The organism is Streptomyces sp. NPDC051315 (assembly GCF_044455165.1).
Classification (GTDB): Bacteria; Actinomycetota; Actinomycetes; order Streptomycetales; family Streptomycetaceae; genus Streptomyces.
In genome coordinates this window covers 79,384-98,529 of sequence record NZ_JBITEN010000025.1, presented here as the reverse complement: position 1 = coordinate 98,529, position 19,146 = coordinate 79,384, and the positions used below count along the sequence as shown (strand labels likewise).

General features: G+C 70.2%; 20 protein-coding genes and 4 pseudogenes. 11 read left to right on the top strand and 13 right to left on the bottom strand.

The window, feature by feature from the left end; all coding sequences use genetic code 11:
* Positions 1 to 16 precede the first annotated feature (16 nt).
* The 5 genes and pseudogenes from ACIBBD_RS34765 to ACIBBD_RS34745 all read right to left on the bottom strand — a co-directional run bounded on the left by ACIBBD_RS34765 (position 17) and on the right by ACIBBD_RS34745 (position 4,146).
* Positions 17 to 353, bottom strand: a pseudogene (locus ACIBBD_RS34765) (carboxymuconolactone decarboxylase family protein).
* Between the two features lie 110 nt (positions 354 to 463).
* Positions 464 to 1,090: pseudogene (locus ACIBBD_RS34760) on the bottom strand (serine hydrolase domain-containing protein); the annotation flags it as partial.
* 79 nt (positions 1,091 to 1,169) lie between these two features.
* Positions 1,170 to 1,625, bottom strand: coding sequence for a hypothetical protein (locus tag ACIBBD_RS34755; RefSeq protein ID WP_399423565.1), 456 nt, complete (start codon positions 1,623 to 1,625; stop codon positions 1,170 to 1,172).
* Positions 1,626 to 2,058: 433 nt separating this feature from the next.
* Positions 2,059 to 3,471: an amino acid permease gene (locus ACIBBD_RS34750; protein ID WP_399423564.1), complete on the bottom strand. Its 1,413-nt coding sequence runs from the start codon at positions 3,469 to 3,471 to the stop codon at positions 2,059 to 2,061.
* A gap of 354 nt (positions 3,472 to 3,825) precedes the next feature.
* Positions 3,826 to 4,146 carry a hypothetical protein gene (locus ACIBBD_RS34745; protein ID WP_399423598.1) on the bottom strand — a complete coding sequence of 107 codons (321 nt, stop codon included), beginning with the start codon at positions 4,144 to 4,146 and terminating at the stop codon, positions 3,826 to 3,828.
* A 319-nt stretch (positions 4,147 to 4,465) separates the two neighbouring features.
* Here ACIBBD_RS34745 and ACIBBD_RS34740 point away from each other — a divergent pair, with 319 nt between their 5' ends.
* The gene (locus ACIBBD_RS34740; RefSeq protein WP_399423563.1) at positions 4,466 to 4,981 is read left to right on the top strand and encodes a hypothetical protein; all 516 of its coding nucleotides are present in this window, start codon (positions 4,466 to 4,468) and stop codon (positions 4,979 to 4,981) included.
* 214 nt (positions 4,982 to 5,195) lie between these two features.
* Here the strand turns inward: ACIBBD_RS34740 and ACIBBD_RS34735 are convergent, their stop codons facing one another.
* Positions 5,196 to 5,645 (bottom strand): DoxX family protein, encoded by a 450-nt coding sequence (locus ACIBBD_RS34735; RefSeq protein WP_399423562.1) that lies wholly within the window; start codon positions 5,643 to 5,645, stop codon positions 5,196 to 5,198.
* A gap of 317 nt (positions 5,646 to 5,962) precedes the next feature.
* Here ACIBBD_RS34735 and ACIBBD_RS34730 point away from each other — a divergent pair, with 317 nt between their 5' ends.
* The 4 genes from ACIBBD_RS34730 (at position 5,963) to ACIBBD_RS34715 (ending at position 9,890) form a co-directional block, all read left to right on the top strand.
* The gene (locus tag ACIBBD_RS34730) at positions 5,963 to 6,349 is read left to right on the top strand and encodes a hypothetical protein (RefSeq protein ID WP_399423561.1); all 387 of its coding nucleotides are present in this window, start codon (positions 5,963 to 5,965) and stop codon (positions 6,347 to 6,349) included.
* A 332-nt stretch (positions 6,350 to 6,681) separates the two neighbouring features.
* Entirely contained in the window at positions 6,682 to 7,290 is a 609-nt protein-coding gene (locus tag ACIBBD_RS34725) for an NUDIX hydrolase (RefSeq protein ID WP_399423560.1), read from the top strand.
* 260 nt (positions 7,291 to 7,550) lie between these two features.
* A complete protein-coding gene (locus ACIBBD_RS34720) occupies positions 7,551 to 8,537 on the top strand; it encodes a sigma-70 family RNA polymerase sigma factor (RefSeq protein WP_399423559.1) in 987 nt (328 codons plus the stop codon).
* Positions 8,538 to 8,819: 282 nt separating this feature from the next.
* Positions 8,820 to 9,890 carry a polyprenyl synthetase family protein gene (locus tag ACIBBD_RS34715; protein WP_399423558.1) on the top strand — a complete coding sequence of 357 codons (1,071 nt, stop codon included), beginning with the start codon at positions 8,820 to 8,822 and terminating at the stop codon, positions 9,888 to 9,890.
* Between the two features lie 91 nt (positions 9,891 to 9,981).
* On the opposite strand, the gene ACIBBD_RS34710 is transcribed toward ACIBBD_RS34715, so the two are convergent.
* Complete coding sequence (locus ACIBBD_RS34710; RefSeq protein WP_399423557.1) at positions 9,982 to 11,244, bottom strand: extracellular solute-binding protein; 1,263 nt, start codon at positions 11,242 to 11,244, stop codon at positions 9,982 to 9,984.
* Positions 11,245 to 11,527: 283 nt separating this feature from the next.
* Between ACIBBD_RS34710 and ACIBBD_RS34705 the strand changes: the two are divergent.
* A pseudogene (locus ACIBBD_RS34705) lies at positions 11,528 to 11,859 on the top strand (winged helix-turn-helix transcriptional regulator); the annotation flags it as partial.
* A gap of 213 nt (positions 11,860 to 12,072) precedes the next feature.
* On the opposite strand, the gene ACIBBD_RS34700 reads toward ACIBBD_RS34705, so the two are convergent.
* A complete protein-coding gene (locus ACIBBD_RS34700) occupies positions 12,073 to 12,522 on the bottom strand; it encodes a carboxymuconolactone decarboxylase family protein (protein ID WP_399423556.1) in 450 nt (149 codons plus the stop codon).
* A gap of 84 nt (positions 12,523 to 12,606) precedes the next feature.
* Here ACIBBD_RS34700 and ACIBBD_RS34695 point away from each other — a divergent pair, with 84 nt between their 5' ends.
* Together ACIBBD_RS34695 and ACIBBD_RS34690 are read left to right on the top strand one after the other, a co-directional pair.
* Entirely contained in the window at positions 12,607 to 13,485 is an 879-nt protein-coding gene (locus ACIBBD_RS34695) for a sigma-70 family RNA polymerase sigma factor (RefSeq protein ID WP_399423555.1), read from the top strand.
* Between the two features lie 200 nt (positions 13,486 to 13,685).
* The gene (locus ACIBBD_RS34690; RefSeq protein ID WP_399423554.1) at positions 13,686 to 13,868 is read left to right on the top strand and encodes a hypothetical protein; all 183 of its coding nucleotides are present in this window, start codon (positions 13,686 to 13,688) and stop codon (positions 13,866 to 13,868) included.
* A gap of 196 nt (positions 13,869 to 14,064) precedes the next feature.
* Here the strand turns inward: ACIBBD_RS34690 and ACIBBD_RS34685 are convergent, their stop codons facing one another.
* Both ACIBBD_RS34685 and ACIBBD_RS34680 read right to left on the bottom strand, forming a co-directional pair.
* Positions 14,065 to 14,499 (bottom strand): hypothetical protein, encoded by a 435-nt coding sequence (locus ACIBBD_RS34685; RefSeq protein ID WP_399423602.1) that lies wholly within the window; start codon positions 14,497 to 14,499, stop codon positions 14,065 to 14,067.
* A gap of 156 nt (positions 14,500 to 14,655) precedes the next feature.
* Positions 14,656 to 14,865: pseudogene (locus ACIBBD_RS34680) on the bottom strand (helix-turn-helix domain-containing protein); the annotation flags it as partial.
* A gap of 267 nt (positions 14,866 to 15,132) precedes the next feature.
* Between ACIBBD_RS34680 and ACIBBD_RS34675 the strand changes: the two are divergent.
* Entirely contained in the window at positions 15,133 to 15,402 is a 270-nt protein-coding gene (locus tag ACIBBD_RS34675) for a hypothetical protein (RefSeq protein ID WP_399423553.1), read from the top strand.
* A 255-nt stretch (positions 15,403 to 15,657) separates the two neighbouring features.
* On the opposite strand, the gene ACIBBD_RS34670 is transcribed toward ACIBBD_RS34675, so the two are convergent.
* On the bottom strand, positions 15,658 to 16,314 hold the full coding sequence (locus ACIBBD_RS34670) for a TetR/AcrR family transcriptional regulator (RefSeq protein WP_399423552.1): 657 nt from the start codon (positions 16,312 to 16,314) through the stop codon (positions 15,658 to 15,660).
* A gap of 252 nt (positions 16,315 to 16,566) precedes the next feature.
* Here ACIBBD_RS34670 and ACIBBD_RS34665 point away from each other — a divergent pair, with 252 nt between their 5' ends.
* Positions 16,567 to 17,220 (top strand): DUF5701 family protein, encoded by a 654-nt coding sequence (locus ACIBBD_RS34665; protein WP_399423551.1) that lies wholly within the window; start codon positions 16,567 to 16,569, stop codon positions 17,218 to 17,220.
* Positions 17,221 to 17,655: 435 nt separating this feature from the next.
* Here ACIBBD_RS34665 and ACIBBD_RS34660 read toward each other — a convergent pair whose 3' ends face one another.
* On the bottom strand, positions 17,656 to 18,024 hold the full coding sequence (locus tag ACIBBD_RS34660; RefSeq protein ID WP_399423550.1) for an STAS domain-containing protein: 369 nt from the start codon (positions 18,022 to 18,024) through the stop codon (positions 17,656 to 17,658).
* Between the two features lie 212 nt (positions 18,025 to 18,236).
* On the opposite strand from ACIBBD_RS34660, the gene ACIBBD_RS34655 reads away from it, so the two are divergent.
* Entirely contained in the window at positions 18,237 to 18,683 is a 447-nt protein-coding gene (locus ACIBBD_RS34655) for an ATP-binding protein (RefSeq protein WP_399423549.1), read from the top strand.
* Positions 18,684 to 18,765: 82 nt separating this feature from the next.
* Here ACIBBD_RS34655 and ACIBBD_RS34650 read toward each other — a convergent pair whose 3' ends face one another.
* A complete protein-coding gene (locus ACIBBD_RS34650; protein ID WP_399423548.1) occupies positions 18,766 to 18,903 on the bottom strand; it encodes an ATP-dependent DNA ligase in 138 nt (45 codons plus the stop codon).
* Positions 18,904 to 19,146 lie beyond the last annotated feature (243 nt).

Sequence of the window (19,146 nt, the reverse complement as noted above, 5' to 3'; positions counted from 1 at the left end):
GGCTCCTCCCCGGCGTTCACGCCGAGGAAACCCGCTTCGCCGTCGTGACCGCCGTCATCGCCTTGGGCCAGCCGGCGTAGAAGGCGAGGTGGGTGATCGCCTCGATGAGTTCGGTCTCGGTGACGCCGTTCTCCTTCGCTCGTCCGAGGTGGAGAGCGCAGCTGCTCGGCGTCGCCGCCGGCGACGAGCACGGCGACGGTGATCAGGCTGCGGTCGCGGGCGGGCGAATCGGTGCGATTCCACACGTCCTCGAACAGGACGTCGTCGGTGAGCTCGGCGAGCTGGGGAGCGATGTCACCGATCGTACGGCGCCGCCGCCGACCTGCTTCTGCTGTTGGCCGGTCATCGAAGATCCTCTGGCCGCGGGTGTGCGACGGCGGCGCCGTGCCGCCAGGACGGCGGCGAGCCCGCAGGCTGCCAGGCCGCGGCCGGCGCGGCAGGGCACCGCGTGCCGGGGGTCCCGTCATCCGACACCGGCGCACAAGGCGCGGTCCACGAGCCCGCGGACGGCCCGCTCGGCCGCGAGCAGCTGCTCTTGGCCGCCGCCGGTGCCGTTGGCGACGACGACGACCGAGCGGCGCCCGTCTGCCGTGGAGCCGGTGCGCACGGTGAACCCCTCCAGGTCCCCTCCGTGGCCCCAGGAATGGCCGCCGCAGGTCAGTGGCTGCCGCATCAGTCCCAGGCCGTACCGGAGGCCGGGGAACCCCACCTCGAAGTGTTCGCCGACGGACACGGTCCTGCGCATCTCCGCGAGCTGGGCGGGAGGCAACAGGCGCCCGGCCAGCAGGGCGGTGAAGAAGCGGTCCACGTCGCGTTCGGTGCCGACGAGGGCAGCGGCCGCGTCCGCCCGGGAGACGTTCCTGGCCGTGGTGTCCGTCCAGGTGACCGAGCCGGGGAACAGGTGGTAGGTGTGCGCGTGCGGCGGCTTCAGATAAGGGTCGTCGCCGGGGGCGTAGGTGCCGGTCAGGCCGAGCGGGCGGATGATGCGGTCGCGCACCTCCCCGGCCCAGGGCCGCCCGGTGGCCCTTTCGATGGTCATTCCGGCGAGGACGTAGCCGGGGTCGGAGTAGTTCCAGTCGGGGTCGGGGTCATCGGCCGGTGCGGGCGGGAAGTCCGGGTGAAGGCCCGGCCACGGGGGAGCGTGCTCGGGCCGGTCAGGTGAAGGCGGGTCAGCAGGCGTCGTACTTCCAGGCGCCGTCCTCCAGCGTCCAGGGCTGGTCGGTCTGGTCGAACTCGGGCAGCCCTTGCACCTTGTAGGTGGCGCGGCCGAGTTCGCCGGACACCTCGGCCTTCACGTCGGTCGCCGGGTGGTCCTCCCCGTGGTCCGCCTTCGCCTGCTGTACGACGCCGGCGTACGCGTCCGCGGTGATCTCGCCCCGGCAGCGCTTGGACAGCATGTCGTACGCGGTGGCGGCGTCGGCCGCGAAGTAGGCGGCGGTGTACACGGCGACAGCGGCCTCGAGGTCGTCGCCCTCCTTGTCGGCCGGGACGCTGATGGTCGGCTCGGCCGCGGGCGTCCCCGAATCGCCGGCGGGTTCGGCCTTGCCGTCGCTGCTGGCGGTCGAGCAGGCGGTGAGTGCGGCGAGGAGTGCGGCGGCTATGACGGTGGTGGCGCGGGTGCGCATGGTGTCCCCCCTGGACGTGGTGCCGGAGAGGGCATGGTGCCACGGGGGTCGGACACTCGGGGCGGAATGCCGCAGTCCCCGAGCCGAGGCGGTCACGTGATGGCCGCCGGACAAGCCCTGGCTGCAGTGATCACGAGCGTTGTCAACGCCGGCCGGGCCAGGGACGGCACCCGCGTCGGCCCGTCCAGCCGCAGCGCCGGCTGGACGGGCCGGTGAGGGGGCGGGGGAACAGAGCCCCCTGGACCCTGCTCATCTACCGCAGGCACCCTTAGAGCTCCGAAAAAAGGGGCGCCCGGCTCGCGACGCCCGGCACGCACGCTCGCCGCGTTGCCGGAAGGTCCCGGTAGCTCCGCTACAAGGACCTACTGGCGCCTTACGATCGCACGCACCGGACGCCGCGAGCTGATCGGACTCCCCTTTTTGTTCGGAACTCTCAACGGCGGGCCAGCTCCGACCGTCGGTACGAGTACCCGAAGTAGATCACGAGGCCGATCACGAGCCACGCGGCGAAGCGCACCCAGGTCTCCGTGCTCAGGAACGTGATCAGCCAGATCGAGAAGACGATGCCCACCGCCGGCACGAACGGCATCCACGGCGTGCGAAACGACCGCGGCAGGTCCGGCTGCCGGTACCGCAGCACGATCACGGCCGCGCACACCACGATGAAGGCCAGCAGGATGCCGATGTTGGTGAGCTCGGCTGCGTCGCCGATCGGCAGGAAGCCGGCGATGGCCGCCGAGGCGAAGCCGACGATCCAGGTGACGCGGGTCGGGACGTGCCGCGTCGGATGCGTCTTGGCGAACCACTCCGGCAGCAGGCCGTCGCGGGACATCGCGTACCAGACCCGGGTCACGCCCAGCATGAACGTGAACATGACCGTAAGGATGCCGATGATGGCACCCACCGCGATCACGTCCGCGAGTCCGCCCAGCCCCACCGACTTGAACGCCGTCGAGAACCCGCTCTCCGGGTCGATGTCCGTGTAGTTCTGCATGCCGGTGAGCACCAGGCAGGCGGCCACGTACAGCACCATCGAGATCGCCAGCGAGTAGAGGATTGCCTTCGGCATGTGCCGCTGTGCGTCCTTCGACTCCTCGGCCGCCGTCGACATGGCGTCGTAACCGAACACCGCGAAGAACACGGTCGCCGCACCGGCGAACGCGCCGCCGAGGCCGTACGGGAAGAACGGGGTGTAGTTGTCGGTGGTGATGTGGAAGACGCCGACCCCGATGACCAGCAACACGACCAGCACCTTCAGCACGACCACCACGGTCTCGAACCGGGCCGCGTTCTTGATGCCGAGGTTCAGCAGGTACGCGATCAGCAGGCACAGCAGCGCGGCGAACAGGTCGATGCGGTGCCCCTCACCGGTGCCGGGCGCCCCCAGCATCCAGTTCGGCAGGTCGGCACCCATCTCGCCGACGAGGAAGCTGAAGTAGCCGGAGATACCGATCGCCACCACCGCCACGATGGCCGTGTACTCCAGCAGCAGGTCCCAGCCGATGAACCAGCCCGCGATCTCGCCGAGCACCGCGTAGCCGTACGTGTAGGCCGAACCCGCCTTCGGGATGAGTCCCGCGAACTCGGCGTACGACAGCGCGGCCGCGGCGCTGGCGACGCCGGCGATGAGGAACGAGAGGAGCACGGCCGGCCCCGCCGTACCGTTCGCCACGGTGCCCGCGAGGGTGAAGATGCCCGCACCGATGATGCCGCCCACGCCGATCGCGGTGAGTTGCCACAGCCCGAGCGACCGTTCCAGCCGTGTGCCCTCGACGAGTTCCGTCTCCTCGATGTGCTCAATGGGTTTGCGGCGGAGAATTCCCTCACCCATTCGGAGCCTGGCCATGCGCCTCACCTCTTCGTGATCAGCAAACGGCTGACGGCGGATCATGATGGCTCAGTGACGGACGCAGTGAAAGGCGCCACGCACGTATCCAGCCGAGCTCTCGCGATCGAACGATCGCTCGGTCGGTCGAGGATGACGGCTGCGGAGTGAGGGAGTGACCTGAGCCGGAGAGGATGGTTGTGATCGCGCTGGAGGAGCGCGGGACCGCCCCGGCATGAGGCCGTTCGGCCCCCGCCGGGCAGGGCCTGCCCGTTCGGCCGACCGCCGGCAGCGCGGCCGTAGCCGTGCGCACTCGCCTCTGGTCGCTTGCACTCCCGCACCGATGCGCGCCCGGGACGACGGATCCGCGGTGTTCTACGGGATGGTGCGGCCGTCGAGAAGGCGAAGCAGCACAGCGGCCTCCGCACGGAGCCGCGCGACTCGGTCAGCGTGCGCGGGTGCCGTCAACCGGGCTGCCGCTTCCAGCCGTTCGGTGGCCTCGGCTCGTACGATGTCCGCCACACTGTCCTCGCTCAGCTCACGCCGAGCCGCCTCGGTGGCACCGGCACCGACCGGCGACTGTTCGAGGGCCAACCCGCGCAGTGCCGCTTCGTCGACGGGCACCGCCTCCGCGTTGTCCAACGCGGCGAGCGTCGCGCGCAGGGCGCTCACTGCCGCCTTGTCACGGGCCCGCATCGCTTCCGGGAGGGCGCGACGCATACGAACACGTAGGGACATGCCGGGACCCTACGGCCATGCTGCCGGCCCCACAACGGGATATCCCCACAGCACGGCGTTCCCGCCACCCGGAAACGCCGACCCGGTCTCCCCGACGGCTGGGACGAGCCTGCGTTGGTGCGGGCGAAACCAGGGCGACCGGCTGTCGGTCTGCTTCGGCTCCCATGTCACCGCCGCACGCCCTCTGGCGAACGCGCGTAGACCTCAGGCACCATCGCCCTGCACCACCTGCACAGCCGACCCACAAGAAGCACGGCCGACCGCAGGAAGGTCTCCCATGAAGACCCACAAGGCCATGAGGGCCCGCTCCGTCCTCACCGCCCTCGCCCTCGTCATCGCTCCCGGTGCCGCCGTCGTCGGCACCGCCACCGACGCCTTCGCCGTCACCAAGATCAGCCACGCGACCGCCACCCAGATGTTCCGCAGCGTCGGCATCACCTGGTCGTCCTCGGGCAGCTGCTCCGACCGCAACAACCCCACCTGTACCTCCTTCGAGCAGCTCAACCTCGCCACCGCTCAGGGCGCCCAGACCTTGAAGCGGGCCGGCGGCTGCGCGCTCAACATCACCGGCGGCACCGAGACCGGCCACGCCTCCGGCACCTACTCGCACTGGAACGGCTACAAGCTCGACTACGGCAAGAACACCTGCGTCACGTCGTACATCAAGAACAACTTCACCTACATCGGCCTGCGCGGCGACGGCGCCCCGCAGTACAGGTCGGGCTCCGGCAACATCTACGCCGACGAGGGCAACCACTGGGACGTCCTCTACTACAACTGCGGCGGCTGCTGAGCCCGGAGGACGGCGACCGGCCACATGTCCACCCCCCAGTGCTGCCGGCCGCCGTCCTCGCGTCATCGGACCCCGGTGAGTTGGCCGACGGCGCCCGCGTTCTGCGCCACGGCTCCGGTCGGGCCCCAACTCTTCGCTACGCGTACGGCCCGGTGTGCATCGTGTCCGGTTCAGGCGAAGACCTCCGGGCCGTCCCCTTCCGGAAGGCGGGCGCTCACCGGGACACCTCGGTCGTGCGGTGAGCGGCGGGTCGCGGGGGGTTCTCCCGGCCGAGCAGGCCTGCCACGGACAGGGCCCCCGGGCCGGAGAAGACCAGCAGCAGGAATCCCCAGCAGAAGAGTGCGGGGGCAAGGCCGCCGTTCTGGAGGGGGAAGAGGCCGTCCTCCTGATGTTCGGTGAAGTAAGCGAACGCCATGATGCCCGAGCTGATGAAGGCCGCGCTGCGGGTGGCGACGCCCAACAGGACGAGGGAACCGCAGGTCAGCTCGATCACCCCGGCATACCAGAACGGCCAGTCACCTGCCGGGCTGGCCTTTCGTCCCAGCACGCCGAAGACCGTCGCGGCACCCTCCGTGGTGAACAACAGGCCCAGAACCATCCGGAACAGGCCCATCACGAGGGGCTGGTGCGTCGTCAGCCGGTCGCTGAGGCGCGGAGAGGTCATCGGCGTACTCCTCGAACGTGTCGATGGGATCTCGGGGATGCGGGCCATGAGGGTGCAGGGCGCGGACTTCCCGGTTGTCCGTACGTGTGCGCATTGCGCTGGGTTCAAGCAGACGGTCGACTTTTTCCGGATGCCCCTGCGCCGCACGGTTCTCCCCACGCGGCGACGCCCGTGCCGCATCAGGCGACAGCATGCGTCACCACGCTCGTCGAGCGGGTGGACCGGGGCAGGGACAGCGGGGGATGCGGCGGTGAGCGCCGTGAGGGAGTCCGCTGTCGCCACGGACCGGCCCTCACCGGCCTGAGAGGATAGGGGCCATGTCCAGAAAGCGGCAGCGCACCCCGACACTGGCCGAGACGGTGGCCTCTCTGCCGCCGGTCCAGAGCTCTGAGGGCGAAGACGCCCAAGGCGTCCTGTCTCCCGCCGGCCGCGAGGAGTTCGTCGACGACACCGGTCAACGCTGGCAGAAGGTCCGCGGCCCGCTTCATCCGAGGCTTGCCCAGCGCCTGGTCGTCCAAGCCGACGAGCTCATCATCGGCGAAGGCGGCGGAGGACAGTTCCGCCACGTGCCACCCGAGGACAGGCTCGAGACCTGGCATGCGATCAAGCACCGACTCGACGCGGACGGCACTCCCGGTTACCGGCCCTTCGCGTTCTCCTCCGCCGAAGGACGAACGCTTCTCTACATCGAGGAAGACTGCTGACTCGCAGCTCACCGACCAGCAGCCGGCAACATCCCCAACGCTCGTCGGGATCGTCGGCTTCTCCCACGGAGGCGGCAAGCCCCGGGCGAGGGGACGGGCGAGCCGGAGCTGGGCGTATGCGGCGATGATCAGCCGTGGCGGCGGTCGGCCGCTCGCGGTTCCCACAGCCGGGTCCGGGTCCCGCCGAAGGTCCGCATTCCGGCAGCGTGACGCTTCCGTGAGCGCTCGGCGAACCCCCCACCTGGCGGGTCAGTTCGAGACACCGTTCGAGCAGGAACAGGAAGGCGAACGATTCAGGCGAGTGCGGGAGCGGAAGCGGGCATCATGGCGAGGTGGCTGCTCCTCACTCTCCGCCGCTTGCCGTCGACGGCCGCGGCAACGCCCTGGTGTCCTTCGTCCTGGGAGCGGAAGACAAGCCGCCCGGTGACGCACCGCTGCCCGTTGCGCTGGTGGCCCTGTGGCACGGTGATCGCGTTCTGATGGCCTTCAACCGGTTCCGGCGGGCCTGGGAACTGCCCGGCGGACGGATCGACCCCGGTGAGACCCCTCGCCAGGCGGCCGCGCGCGAGTTGCTGGAGGAAACCCAGCACGTACCCGAAGGGCAGCTCCACTTCGCCGGCTTCGCGAGCTTCACTCTGGCGCCTGACCAGCGTGCCGAATACGGCGCCCTGTTCACCGGCCGGGGCGCTGACGTCTCGCAGACGTTCCAGTCCAACGACGAGATCACGGCCATCCGGTGGTGGGACATGCGAGAGTCCTTGCCAGGGCGAATCCAGCCGCTGGACGCCTACCTCGCGGAGCTCAGCCGCCACATCCTGGCGAGCGCCCGCCACGGCACAGCCGGAAGCCAAGGAACGGAGGGGCAGGTCGGTCCGGGGGAAGCGTTGCGCCGGCCCGTGGCGCGGCCCGCGGCCGCGGCGGAGGGGGCGGACCAGCCGTGATCTGGGGTCGGCACACATCCCGGCGCCCGTCTTGAGCGAGTGGAACGACGCCAAAAGCGCCGTTCCACTCCTGCCCCTCCGCTGATGGTGGGCCCACCCCACGTTGCAGGAGGCCAGCCGTCGAAGCGCCACCAGGGGTACGAGTCGAACGAGCGGGCGCGGTGCACTCCGGGGAAAGCGGCCGGGCCTCTGCCGTGCCTTCGCCCTACAGTGTGAAGCCCCGGTTGGGCGACCGGACTTTCTCTTCGAAGGAGTGGGGCATGGGAGACACCGGGGTGGCCGGCGCAGCGGTGGACGGGCTTGAGGCATACCGCGGTGAGCTGACCGGCTACTGCTATCGGATGCTGGGGGCGTACGCCGAGGCCGAGGACGCGGTGCAGGAGACGCTGGTCCGGGCCTGGCGGAACATCGATCGGTTCGAAGGACGGTCGTCGCTGCGGTCGTGGGTGTACCGGATCGCCACCAACGTGTGCCGGGACGCCCTCGTCTCCGGTAAACGGCGGGCCTTGCCGATGGACCTTTCCAGTCCGGCGGAGGGGGCGACCCCGCCCGGCCCCCCGCAGGACGCCGCCCTCTGGATCGAGCCTTTGCCAGTCGGTGATCCGGAGAAGACCGCGACAGCGGGCGAGCAGGTGCGGCTGGCGTTCGTCGCGGCGCTCCAGCACCTGCCGCCCAAGCAGCGGGCCACACTGATCCTGCGGGATGTGCTGGGCTTCTCGGCCCGCGAGGTTGCCGATCTGCACGACTCCACCATCGCCTCGGTCAACAGCGCGCTGCAGCGGGCCCGTACGACGCTGGCCGCGCGCCGGGACTCCGCGGGTTACTTTCCGCCGCAGCCCTCGGACGCTGCTCGTCGGGTGCTGGCCGAGCGGTATGCCACGGCCTTCTCCCGATATGACATGGAGGAGCTGAGCATGCTCCTCCACGTTGACGCCACTCTGTGTCTGCCGCCGTACGCGAAGTGGATGCGCGGTGTCCCCGACATCCAGGCGTGGCTGACCGGCCCGGCCGTCGGTTGCAGGGGCTCCCGCCTGGTCCCCACCGTGGCGAACGGCACCACCGCCTTCGGCCAGTACCGTCCGCGCCCGGACGGGGCGGGGTACACGCCCTGGGCCCTCCAGGTCGTCGAGTTCTCCGGCGACCGCATCACCGGCATCACCGCGTTCCGCGACACCGACCGCCTCTTCCCGGTCTTCGGCCTCCCGGACCACTTGTCCGAGGACACCCCTCTCGCCACCCGGGCGTGAACCCGGGTCCGGGCCAGGGCGCCGGGACGGTGATCGGCAGGGAACTCCTGGCGCGCGGGGTCCGGGTATCTCGGCCTCCACGGCGTCCACGCCACCTGCGACCCGCGCAAGCCCGGAGGGGCGCGGGTGCTCCGCAGGCTCGGTATGACACGGAGGACGTCATCCCCACACCGCGCTGACCCGCGACGGCTGACGAGACCGCGATATGTTCGGCATCCACGAGGACGAGTGGCGCGCGGTCACCCCACTCCCTCGCGTCCCCACCGAGCAGGAGAGCTGTCCATGACCGAGCGCGTTCTGGATCGTGTTGCCGGACACGAGCACCGGTTCAACACCCTCTTCCAGGAGTACTTCGACACATTGAGTGCGGAACTCGATGCGCCGTCGTTCAGCCGTTTCACCCCGGAGTGCCTGCGGTTGCTGCGGGACCTGTCACTGCGGGGCGGAAAACGCATGCGGGTCGTTCTGCTGCACGAGGCGGCCGGCCTGGTGACCGCCGAGCCGGTCGAAGGACTGGATGCCGCCGCGCTGAGCATCGAACTGCTCCAGACCCACGGCCTGGTGCACGACGATCTCATCGACGACAGCCCCACCCGCCGCGGCGGCCCCACCACTTACTACGCCTACCGCGAGCGGTTCCCCGACCACCCGCAGGCGGCCCTCGGCCTCACCGTGCTCGCAGGCGATCTCGCACTCGCTCTGTCCCTGCGGGTGCTGCTGGAAGCGGACATCCCTGTCGCGCTCCGGCAAGCCATGGTCGAGGTGCAGACACGGGCGGCCGCCGACACGTTCGTGGGCCAGATCGTCGACCTCGAGCGCGATTTCTCCGCCACGGCGGACGAGGAGGTCCTGCACGGCGTGGCCGACTACAAGTCCGCCCGCTACTCGATTCTCGCGCCCCTGCGGCTGGGCCTGCTGGCCGCGGGCGGGCAACCGGCGCTAGTCGATGACGAACTGCGCGCCTACGCACGGCTGGTGGGGATCTGCGGGCAGATGCGCGACGACTACCTGGACCTGTTCGGCGATGAGAACACCATGGGCAAGCCCACCGGCACCGACATCCGTGACGGAAGGCACAGCTACACCGTCAGCGCCCTGCTGTCCGCCGTGAGCGACCCGGAGCGTGCCGTGGTGGAAGCCGCACTCGGTGATCCGTCCTGCACACCGGAGACCGTCGCCGCCGTCCGGACCATCGCTGAGGACCGTGGTGTGCCGGCCAGGATGCGGACGGACATGCGACGCTACGCGGAGCAGGCTTCCACGCTGGCCGCCGACTGGCGGCAAAGGTGGCGGGAGGAAGCGGTCACCTTCTTCGAGCACCTGCCGCTGTGGAGCGTCGACCGAGTCGTGTGATGCCGGGAGCGCACGACAGGCCGGGCGCGCGCCCGGCCGGGGCCACGGGACGAGTCCGGTGGCCCCGGGCGGCTGTGGCCGGCGCGGGGCGTCAGCCGCGGGAGAGGGACAGCGCCTGCGTGATGCGCTCGGAGGCGCGGCGGGCCTCCGTCGCCGGGTCGGCGCCGCCGAGCACCCTGGTCATGTAGTCCTTGATCGGGTTGTCGGCCTCGACGGCGGCCCACTCGGGCGTACTGGGGGTCGCCCGGCCCTGCGCGGCGCCCGCCGCCATGGCGGCGACCCCGTCCTCGCCCGCGACCGCGGACGCAAGCTCGGCCTTGTTCGGTACGTAGTTCATGGTTCTGGCCAGGTCGGTGTTCCACTCGGCGCCGGCCAGCGCTGCGACCACGTCGATCGCTCCCTTCCGCTGGTCGGTGTTGCGGGGGATGACGAGGTCCGACCCTCCGGTGAAGACGGCGCCCGGTTCGGCCCCGGTCTTTCCCGGCACGGGGAAGAAGCCCAGCTTGTCCTTGAGGGCGGGGTTCTGCCGCACCACGGCCTGCGCGAGACCGGGGACGGCGATGATCTGAGCCACCTTGCCCGCTGCGAACACCCCGGCCTGGGGCGGGTGTTCCTCGTCCGCGTGGATCGGCCCCTCGCCGAGGGACTGCAGTCGCCGGTAGAAGTCCATGCCGCGCAGGGCGGCAGGAGTGTCCAGGGCTCCCTCCCAGCGGCCGCCGTCCTCCGTGGCGAGGTCGCCGCCCTCGTCCCAAATGAACCCGGCGAGGGTGTACCAGTCCTGACCGGCCAGGTAAATGCCCTGATCACCCGCCGTGTTGAGCTTCTCGGTCGCGGCCAGCCAATCCTCGCGGGTGCGGGGCGGGGCGGTGACTCCCGCCTGTTCGAAGAGGTCCTTGCGGTAGATCACGACCCGGTTCGCCGCGTACCAGGGGATGCCGTACTGGTGGAAGCGACGCTGCCCCGGTTCGGCGAGGCCGGGCAGCCACTCCTCCTTGCCCCACTTGGTCACGGACTCCAAGGTCAGGTCGAGCAGCCGGTTGCCGTCCACGTACTGCGGGACCTGCGTGTTGCCGACCTCGATGACGTCCGGTCCCTCCTCGCCGTCGCCCTCCAGAGCCGTCTGCACCTTCTCACCGATCCCCGTCCATTCCTGGATACGGATGTCGAGATCGAGGTTCGGGTGGTCGCGTTCGAAGTCCTCGGTGAACCGGTCCAGGAAGCTCCGTGAGGCGCTGTCCTTCATCAGCCACACGGTGACGGTGTGCCGGTCGGTCCCGCCCACACCGGGTACGACGCCGCATGCGGTGAGAAGGGAGGCGGACACACAGAGGGAAGCGAGGAGGCGACGTCTCACGGCGGTCCTGTTCTGCCTGGTGGACAGGGTCAAGGGGCCCGGCGTGGGGGACACGAGCGCCGTGGCTCGAACGGGTGTGCAGGATTTTGGTATGGACCAATGCGAAGGTCAAGGGGGAACCGGCCCGCCGCCCGACGCCCCGCCTTCCACCGCAGCCTGTCGCAGCGCGACGTGACGCACCCCACACATCGACTATGCGGCGCCGTGACCCTCTCGGCGTTCGATGTGAGCGGTTCGATGCGCTGTGCGCGGGCGACGCAGGGCGGCCCAGGCAGTCAGGTTGGACAAGTGGGTCGTCCTGATCCCGTGCGCACTGGGCGGTGACGCGTCCGGACAGCCGGCGCATCGCACGCCCCGAAGGCGATGCGCTACTCCGAACTGGCCCGGCTACCGGCCGACGTCGGCCAGCAAATGCTGCCCCAGACCCTACGAGCCCTCGAACGCGACGGCTTGCTCATCCGCACCGTGACGCCCACGGCCCCCGTCACCGTCACCTACGAGCTGACTGACCGCGGCCTCTCACTCCACCACCTGACCCGCGGGCTCAGGCAGTGGGCGCAGACCCACATGGACCAAGTCCTCGCCAACCGCGAGAAGCACGGCGCACGAGCTTCCCAGCGTGGGCGGCGTTCCCCGTCCCTGCTGCGGGCTGAGATGTACCTGGCCTTGAGTGACGTGCGGTGGGCGCGGATCGAACCGCTGTTCCCGGACCGGATGTTGCGACCGGGCCTGCGGCCGGAACGACGAGCGGCTGATCCACACGAACCGCCGAGGGGCAGCCTTGACGTCAGGAAGGCGCGGCCTCCGGGGCGATGACGCCCCGCCGGCTCACCAGGTCTTGCCGGCCTGCTCTCGGATCGTGCGGTTGATCCGGTTGAAGAAGTTGGTCATCGCGATCTCCAGGATGATCGCGTTCAGCTGCTCCTCGCTGAAGTGGTCGGCGGCGGCGTCCCAGATCTCGTCGGTCACGCCCGGTGCGCCGTCCTGGAGCCGCGTGGCGGCCTCGGTCAGGGCGAGGGCCGCCCGCTCCTCCTCGGTGTAGAAGGGCGTCTCGCGCCACGCGACGACGTTGTGCAGCCGCTCGTCTGTCTCACCGGCCTTCTTTGCCGCCTCGGTCGAGGCGAAGACGCACGGGCTGCAGCCGTTGATCTGGCTGGTGCGCAGATGGACCAGCGACAGCAGGCGCTTGTCGGCGCCCCCGGCGTGAATCGCCTTGTAGAGGTGCTGGATCGCTGTGATCACGTCGGGGTTCGCCGGGCCGTTCACGCGTGCTTCCATCGGTGGTTGCTCCTTCATCGGTTACCTGAGCCCCTTCGGGCCCGTCATCACCCATGACGGAGCAGAGTCGAGGAAGGTAACACCATGTCCGACACCAGCCCGGCGGACCCGATGGCCGAGGCGTTCGAGGCCCAGCGTGACCGGCTGTGCGCGGTCGCTTACCGCATGCTCGGATCGCACGCCGATGCCGAGGACGTGGTCCAGGAGGCCTGGCTGCGCCTCTCCCGCCAGGACGCGGCGACCATCCACAACCTCGCCGGCTGGCTGACCACGGTGGTCGGCCGGATCAGCCTCGATGTCCTGCGATCGCGCCAGGCCCGCCCGGACACGTCCAGCGGCGACCGCCTCTCCGAGTTCGTGATGACGCTCGACGACAGTCCTGTTCCCGAGGACGACGCAGTGCTCGCCGACTCGGTCGGGCTCGCGCTGCTCGTCGTCCTGGAGTCGCTCGGTCCGAGCGAGCGGCTGGCGTTCGTGCTGCACGACCTGTTCGCCGTGCCGTTCGACGAGATCGGCCAGATCCTCGGCAAGTCCACTGCCGCGACCAAGATGCTCGCCAGCCGCGCCCGCAGGAAGGTGCGGGCGATCGAGCGGCCGACCGGCGTCGGACGGGAGCAGCGGGAGGTGGTCCAGGCCTTCCTGGCGGCGGCTCGCCGCGGCGACTTCGAGGAGTTGCTGCGGGTACTCGACCCCGAGGTGAAACTGACCGTCGACACCCCGTCCGGCGCAGTCGTCACCCTCGGCGCCACCAAGGTCGCAGCCGGCGCGCAACTGTCCGCCGGCGCAGCCGCACAGGGGCGGGCGGCGCTCGTCAACGGCCTCCCGGGGATCATTTCGTGGCGCGCGGACGGCACCCCTCTCTCGGTCGTCGCGTTCACCGTCGTCGACGGCCGGATCACCGACATCACGATCGTGGCCGACCCGGCCAAGCTCGCGCTGATGAACCTGCCGGATCCGGCGTGAGTCCCTGCCGGGACAGGCCGCCGGAAGACCTCGTCGAGCGCGTCCCCAGAAGCCAAGGCGCCGTCGCCACCGGTGAGGACGGGAGCCCGCATGCCCCGCCGCCAGTCCCGCAGCAGGCTCGCCCCGGACCGCGAAGAGTCGCTCTAGCCGTCGGCCGTCGCCATCAGATGGCCAGCTGCCTCGGCGCTACGCTGATGATCATGTCCAATGATCACATTGACGACGCCCTCGCGTTCGCCCTCCAGGTCACCGGCTTTGAGCTGGCCACCGAACCGCCGGCCCCGGACACCCCGCTCGGGCGCATCCTGGCCTACGCCGCCGAACACGGGTACGAGAGCCTGACCGACGAGCACTTCGACATGGCCAAGCTGGGCCTGCTCTGACCTGCCGCTCTTTTCGCCGCCCGACCATGAACGCCCGCAGTACGGGTGCCGTTGCCGTTGCCGTCGCCTCTGACGCCGCGTCGGTGGTGGAGCCGGGGGGCGGAACCGGGGACGGGGCGGGTCGGCTGCTGTTCTCGCCCGGTAGGAGGTGGCGTGCGGGTCCGGCCGAAGTCCTTTTCGGTGGGCTGGCCGGTGCCTACGGTGGGCACGTGGGCAGGATGGTGGTGAGCTGGGTCAGGTTGTCGGGGTGAACGCGGATTCCGGGGAGCCAGAGGTGTCGTCCGTTGTGTGTGACCTGGATCCAGATGCTGGTGTGTCGGTGGTTCTCGTCGGTGACGGTGACGCCGTTGGCGATGGTGCAGCGGGCCTGGAGCAGATCGTGGTGCCAGACACGGTCGGCGGAGTTGGAGGTCACGTATGGGCGGTAGGGGTTGTAGGCCAGGGATAACGCGCATTCGTGCGTGCGCGGTTCCTGGCACGGCTTCTCGACGTTGTGGACGAGAACCCCGGCGCTGCTGCTTTCACTTGTGCCGCCCTTGGCGCCCTGCGCGGCGTCGGGCCCGTCGCGTGGGGGAAGCAGGAGCAGCAGTCCCGTCACGAGTGCCCCCGCAGCGACAGCGGTGGCGGCCACGGCGATGGCCCCGCGACTGGACAGCGGTCCGCGCAGCCGGCGCCACCGGGCGGGGTGGGGGAGGGGTGACGGGCCGGCAGCTTCGGCGGTGTCGGCGCCGACTGGCTCATCGGGGCGGTTCGGGTCGGCTGCTTCCCACATCGCGCGGTACTCGGCGGGATCCGCGCCCAACGCCCGGCACAACTCCCTCACCACAGGCCAGGCGGGCACGGTTTCGCCACGGAAGTAGCGGGAGAGGGACGAGTCGCTGACACGGACCTGAGCCTCCAGGCCGCGCAGTGTGCGTCCCGATTGCTGTTGCAGGCTCCGCAGCGCCTCTCCGAGCTTCCGTGCTGCCGCACCCTGGTCCGGTTGTCGGCCGGTCATCGATCGGGGCCTTTCTGCAAGGCGGGGCAACGCCGTCCCGCCGGCTGTCCCATGTCCCGGGACAGGCGTGTTCCAGCAGGTCAGGACTGTATTTATCCCGACATCGGTGAAGCAAGCGGGATCTGGTTGTGAAGGTGCAGCTTCCCGCGCAAACTCGGCATACCGGCTGAGCGGATCACCCTCGAGGGTGAGTGTGCCGGTGATCGTCGCCGTGTCGGCGGACGCCGCACGGGCCGACTTCGAACCCCTACCGAAAGGATCTTCACCATGCGTGTACGCACTGCACTGTCCGCCTTCGCAGCGGTCGCCGTGGTCGGGCTCGGCGTGGGCTCGGCGGCGCCTGCCGTCGCGGCATCCCACCAGGTGGCCACCGTCCAGGCGGCCGACGGCCTCGACGTCCACCGCGGCAAGTACATGACCCTGGGCGGCTGCCAGACGGCCGGCCAGCAGGGCGTCGAGCGTGGCCACTGGGACCGCTACCAGTGCGCCGAGGGCTCCATGTGGCCCTGGGTGTGGAACCTCTGGACCAACCGCTGAGAACGTAGCGCTGTCGGTGGCCTCACTCGCACAGGAGGAGGCCACCGGCGGCCGGCGATTCCTGCGCGGCCCCACGGCCTGGCGCGGGCCTGTCCGCAGCCCGTTCCGCGGCTTCGCGCGGGCAGCCGTCTGACGAACTGGCTGACGGCATTCTCGCGGCGACGAACGCTGCACCGAGTCCTGCACCCAGTTGCCGCGGGTGCCGCGGCGGGGTTTCGGCGGAACTGCTCGCGTCTTGGGGCGGGCTGCTCCCGGTCAGGAGGTACCGAGGCTCCCGACGGATGGTTCCAGCAGGTCGAAGGCGCGCGTCGCCTCCGATGCGACGATGGTCTCGATCTCCTGCACCGTCCGCCCGGCGAGGGTGAGGCACTGGATCCGCTGGAAGAGCATGCGGTGGACGGCGCCGAGCAGACCGGCTGCCGTGCGGATGGTGATGTCGTCGCCCGGCACGTCCTCGGCCTGGGCGAGCGCCTCCGCAAGTGCTTCTTCCCGGCGGTCGTGCAGGCCGCGCACGCAGATCGTGAGGGTGGGGCTGTCGGCGACCATCCGGGCGAAGTCCGGGCCGGTGAAGCCTGCCACGGGATCGTGTGCGGCAAGTGCGTCGGTGAAGGCGCGGCGCAGCGCGCCCAAAGCCGACTCGCCAGGGTGCCGGGCCGCCACGGCCGAGGCCAGGGTCACGACGAACTCGTCCTGGTGGTCAAGGGCCATGTCCTCCTTGCGGGCGAAGTAGTTGGTGACCGTCTTCTTGGAGACGCGTGCGGCGTCGGCGATCTCGGCGATCGTCGTGGCGTCGAAACCCTGCCTGAGGAAGAGGCGGGTGGCCTGGTCGGAGATGTGCTGGCGGGTCTCCTGCTTCTTGACCTCGCGCAGGCCCGCGGGCCGTGACGACGTGGGCTCCCTGTCGCTGCTCATGGGCGAAGTTTACACTCGTAGCATTTTTATGTTGACAGTCTTGCGTGCCCCAGGGTAATTTTACGTTCGACGTAAATATCGAGGGGATCTGTGACCGCCGACCCTACGAAATCAATGAGACCGCCACTCGTCACGGCGTCACCCGCGGCACAGTCCCCATCTCCTGACCGACCCCCTGACCGACCATCCGCCTCAGCCGGTTCGCCCCGGCCCGCACGGAGCAAGCCCAGTCCGCCCCAGCAAGGAGCTGCGTTGCCCGACACCCAGTCCGCCACCGTGCCCCCGATGCCGTCGCTGCCCGCCCAGGCGGAACGCCTGATCGAGCTGGGACTGCACACACACGCCGGGATACCGGCCGAGGAAGCCCGCGCCTTCGCCGGGCAACACCGGAACAAGGGCGGTGACACCCTGCTCGCCATCCACCCCGACCGCGTTCCCGCCTCGGTCCTCGCCCCGCTGCTCCGCCACGGCGACAAGCCCGGCTTCGTCGTCACCGACATGCCCGACGTCGACCGCTTCACGCCCCACGGGATCGACCTGCCCGACTCCCCGCTCTACGTGGTCACCGGCGTCGACCGGGGCGACCACATGGCCAACTGGAGCCCGGACGAGGCACTGCCCGCGCTGACGAAGGAAGACCGCACCCCGCTGCTGCTCACCGAGGGCATCCACTGGGTGCTCCAGCAGCCGGCGGCCCTCGAGCGCAACCGCTGCTTCATGACCATCGGCTCCCGGCTGCGCAAGCCGAACGGCACGTACGACGCCCGCACCCCCGCCATCTGGATCAGCAACGGCACCGGCCGGGACGGTCGCGAAAGGCGCAACGCCCCGAAGATCGGCTGGTGCTGGTGGGGCAACCGCCACACCTGGCTGGGCTTCGCCTCCGCCGAGGGCCGCGGAAACTGACGCATCCGGAGCCGGACGCCGACACCGTGCACCGGTCGCGACCGTGCGTCCTCGGCGATGATGACACCGACGGCCGCCTCCGCCCGACCGACCGCCAGGTACTCGACGCCGTCCTGTGACAGCTTCGCCAGATCACCGGCACCGGCTGGGACACCATCACCGGCGAGGGCGCCACCACCGGACCGGCGACCACCGAGCAGCAGCTTCGTCGTCGTCCTCACCCCTGCGGTACGGATCGTGCTCCGGTCAAGGCCCTCGCTCATGCCGACCGGGCGAGTGCCCGCACGCCGTAGCAGCCCTGCTGCAGGAGGAGCCGACCGTTCGGCGGAGGGTTTTCCCAGAACTGGACGCGGCCCGTGCAGCGGCGCTCACCCCAGCGGGATGTCCCGGAGGGCGGGGCGCCGGGTGGATCGCCGTGGCCGGGCACGGCGTACGTCAGGCGGTCAGGGCCTGCTCGACGGTGGAATGGCAGGAGATGACCTCGTCCAGGCCGACAAGCTCAAGGAGCCGCAGCACCGACTCCTGGGCGCCGGCGAAACGCAGCCATCCCCGGGCATCGCTCATGCTCTTGTGGGCGGCGACGAAGACGTTGACGCCGCTGGAGTCCATGAAGGTCACGCCGCGGAGGTCCACCACCGTCCGCGGCGGCGTCGCGCCGTCGTAGGACAGCAGGGCCTCTCTGAGCATGTCCTTGACGGCGTGGTCGATCTCGCCGTGCACGGTGACCACCTCGATGCCGTCGACCGAGGTGCGGTCGATCGACAGCTGGCCGGGCCGTGCTGAGGCTGAGTGAATGTCCGTCAACGTGTCCTCGGTTGCGCTCGCTGATGGGGACTCAAGGCCCTGGCACGATAGCGCGCCGGTAACCTGCCCGATGCTACGGCGAACACGTGTGCGGCCCATTTCCCGGCCCCCACGGGATATGTGAGGCATAGTGCGGGATACGCGCAGGCGTGTGAACGGGGGGAGACAAGGTGGACCCGGCGGAATCAGTCCCCGATGGTGAGGGCGGCGTGATGCCTGACGCCCCTCCGATACAGGACACCATCGCTCTGGACGGTGACGGATCCCGTATCGCCGAGGCACGCCACCGAGCGGTGGACTTCCTCGCCCGCGTCCAGGCTGAGCACGGCCTGCCGGTGTCCGCTCGCGCCATGGACCTGACCCAGCTGGTGGTCAGCGAGCTGGTCACGAACGCCTGCAAGTACGCTCCCGGGCCGGTTCTGATGGAGCTGCGCGTTTCCGGCGACATGGTGGAAGTGGTCGTGTGGGACAGCGATCCCGTCCTGCCGGTGGCTCGGGCCGCCGACGCGGGCAGAGTCGGCCAGCACGGTCTGGAGATCGTCATGGCCGTCGCGCAGGGCTTCGAGGTCCAGCGGGAACCGGTCGGCAAACGCATCACCGTCCGCATCGCCCTGCCCGACGACCCCGGCGGGGACCTCACCGGACGTCGCCCCCAGTAGCAACCGGCACTCCGCCTTGCCCTCCGTCTTCCCCGGCGGCCTGCCGCGAAGCGGCGCCCGCGTGCCGCCACACCCTCCACGGTCAGCACCGCGGCCACCAGGAGATGGCGCAGGAGGCGACGTCGGCGGGGGAGAGGTCGGGGCGGGCGCGGTGGAAGCGCCCGGGGTGGCACCACCGGCCGCAGGCGCCTCGGGCGACGTCGACGCCGATGCGCACCACCAGCTCCGGCTCCTCCAGCGTGACGACCAGCTTTCTTCAGCCGGGAGCCCGCAGGCGATTCACCCGCACATGTGAGGCCTCGGCTGAATGTTCACCCACAGCAGTTTCCCCGTTCCGGAACGCTGCGCGGGCATCTCGCGGACCATAGGACGGACATGAGCCCGCACGTACTCCTTCTCAGTCGGCCAAGCCGTCCGTCCCCCGGCGGCGCGGTCGGGGTGCGCGTGGTGTCGGCTGCTTCCT

Excerpts from the sequence above, each read along its gene's own strand:
- ACIBBD_RS34740 (WP_399423563.1), top strand. The coding sequence starts at position 4,466 with ATGAAGACCCACAAGGCCATGAGGGCCCGCTCCGTCCTCACCGCCCTC.
- ACIBBD_RS34715 (WP_399423558.1), top strand. The coding sequence starts at position 8,820 with ATGACCGAGCGCGTTCTGGATCGTGTTGCCGGACACGAGCACCGGTTC.
- ACIBBD_RS34735 (WP_399423562.1), bottom strand. The coding sequence starts at position 5,645 with ATGACCTCTCCGCGCCTCAGCGACCGGCTGACGACGCACCAGCCCCTC.
- ACIBBD_RS34690 (WP_399423554.1), top strand. The coding sequence starts at position 13,686 with ATGTCCAATGATCACATTGACGACGCCCTCGCGTTCGCCCTCCAGGTC.
- ACIBBD_RS34675 (WP_399423553.1), top strand. The coding sequence starts at position 15,133 with ATGCGTGTACGCACTGCACTGTCCGCCTTCGCAGCGGTCGCCGTGGTC.
- ACIBBD_RS34720 (WP_399423559.1), top strand. The coding sequence starts at position 7,551 with ATGGGAGACACCGGGGTGGCCGGCGCAGCGGTGGACGGGCTTGAGGCA.
- ACIBBD_RS34655 (WP_399423549.1), top strand. The coding sequence starts at position 18,237 with ATGCCTGACGCCCCTCCGATACAGGACACCATCGCTCTGGACGGTGAC.
- ACIBBD_RS34730 (WP_399423561.1), top strand. The coding sequence starts at position 5,963 with ATGTCCAGAAAGCGGCAGCGCACCCCGACACTGGCCGAGACGGTGGCC.
- ACIBBD_RS34700 (WP_399423556.1), bottom strand. The coding sequence starts at position 12,522 with ATGGAAGCACGCGTGAACGGCCCGGCGAACCCCGACGTGATCACAGCG.
- ACIBBD_RS34750 (WP_399423564.1), bottom strand. The coding sequence starts at position 3,471 with ATGGCCAGGCTCCGAATGGGTGAGGGAATTCTCCGCCGCAAACCCATT.
- ACIBBD_RS34670 (WP_399423552.1), bottom strand. The coding sequence starts at position 16,314 with ATGAGCAGCGACAGGGAGCCCACGTCGTCACGGCCCGCGGGCCTGCGC.
- ACIBBD_RS34755 (WP_399423565.1), bottom strand. The coding sequence starts at position 1,625 with ATGCGCACCCGCGCCACCACCGTCATAGCCGCCGCACTCCTCGCCGCA.
- ACIBBD_RS34695 (WP_399423555.1), top strand. The coding sequence starts at position 12,607 with ATGTCCGACACCAGCCCGGCGGACCCGATGGCCGAGGCGTTCGAGGCC.
- ACIBBD_RS34745 (WP_399423598.1), bottom strand. The coding sequence starts at position 4,146 with ATGCGGGCCCGTGACAAGGCGGCAGTGAGCGCCCTGCGCGCGACGCTC.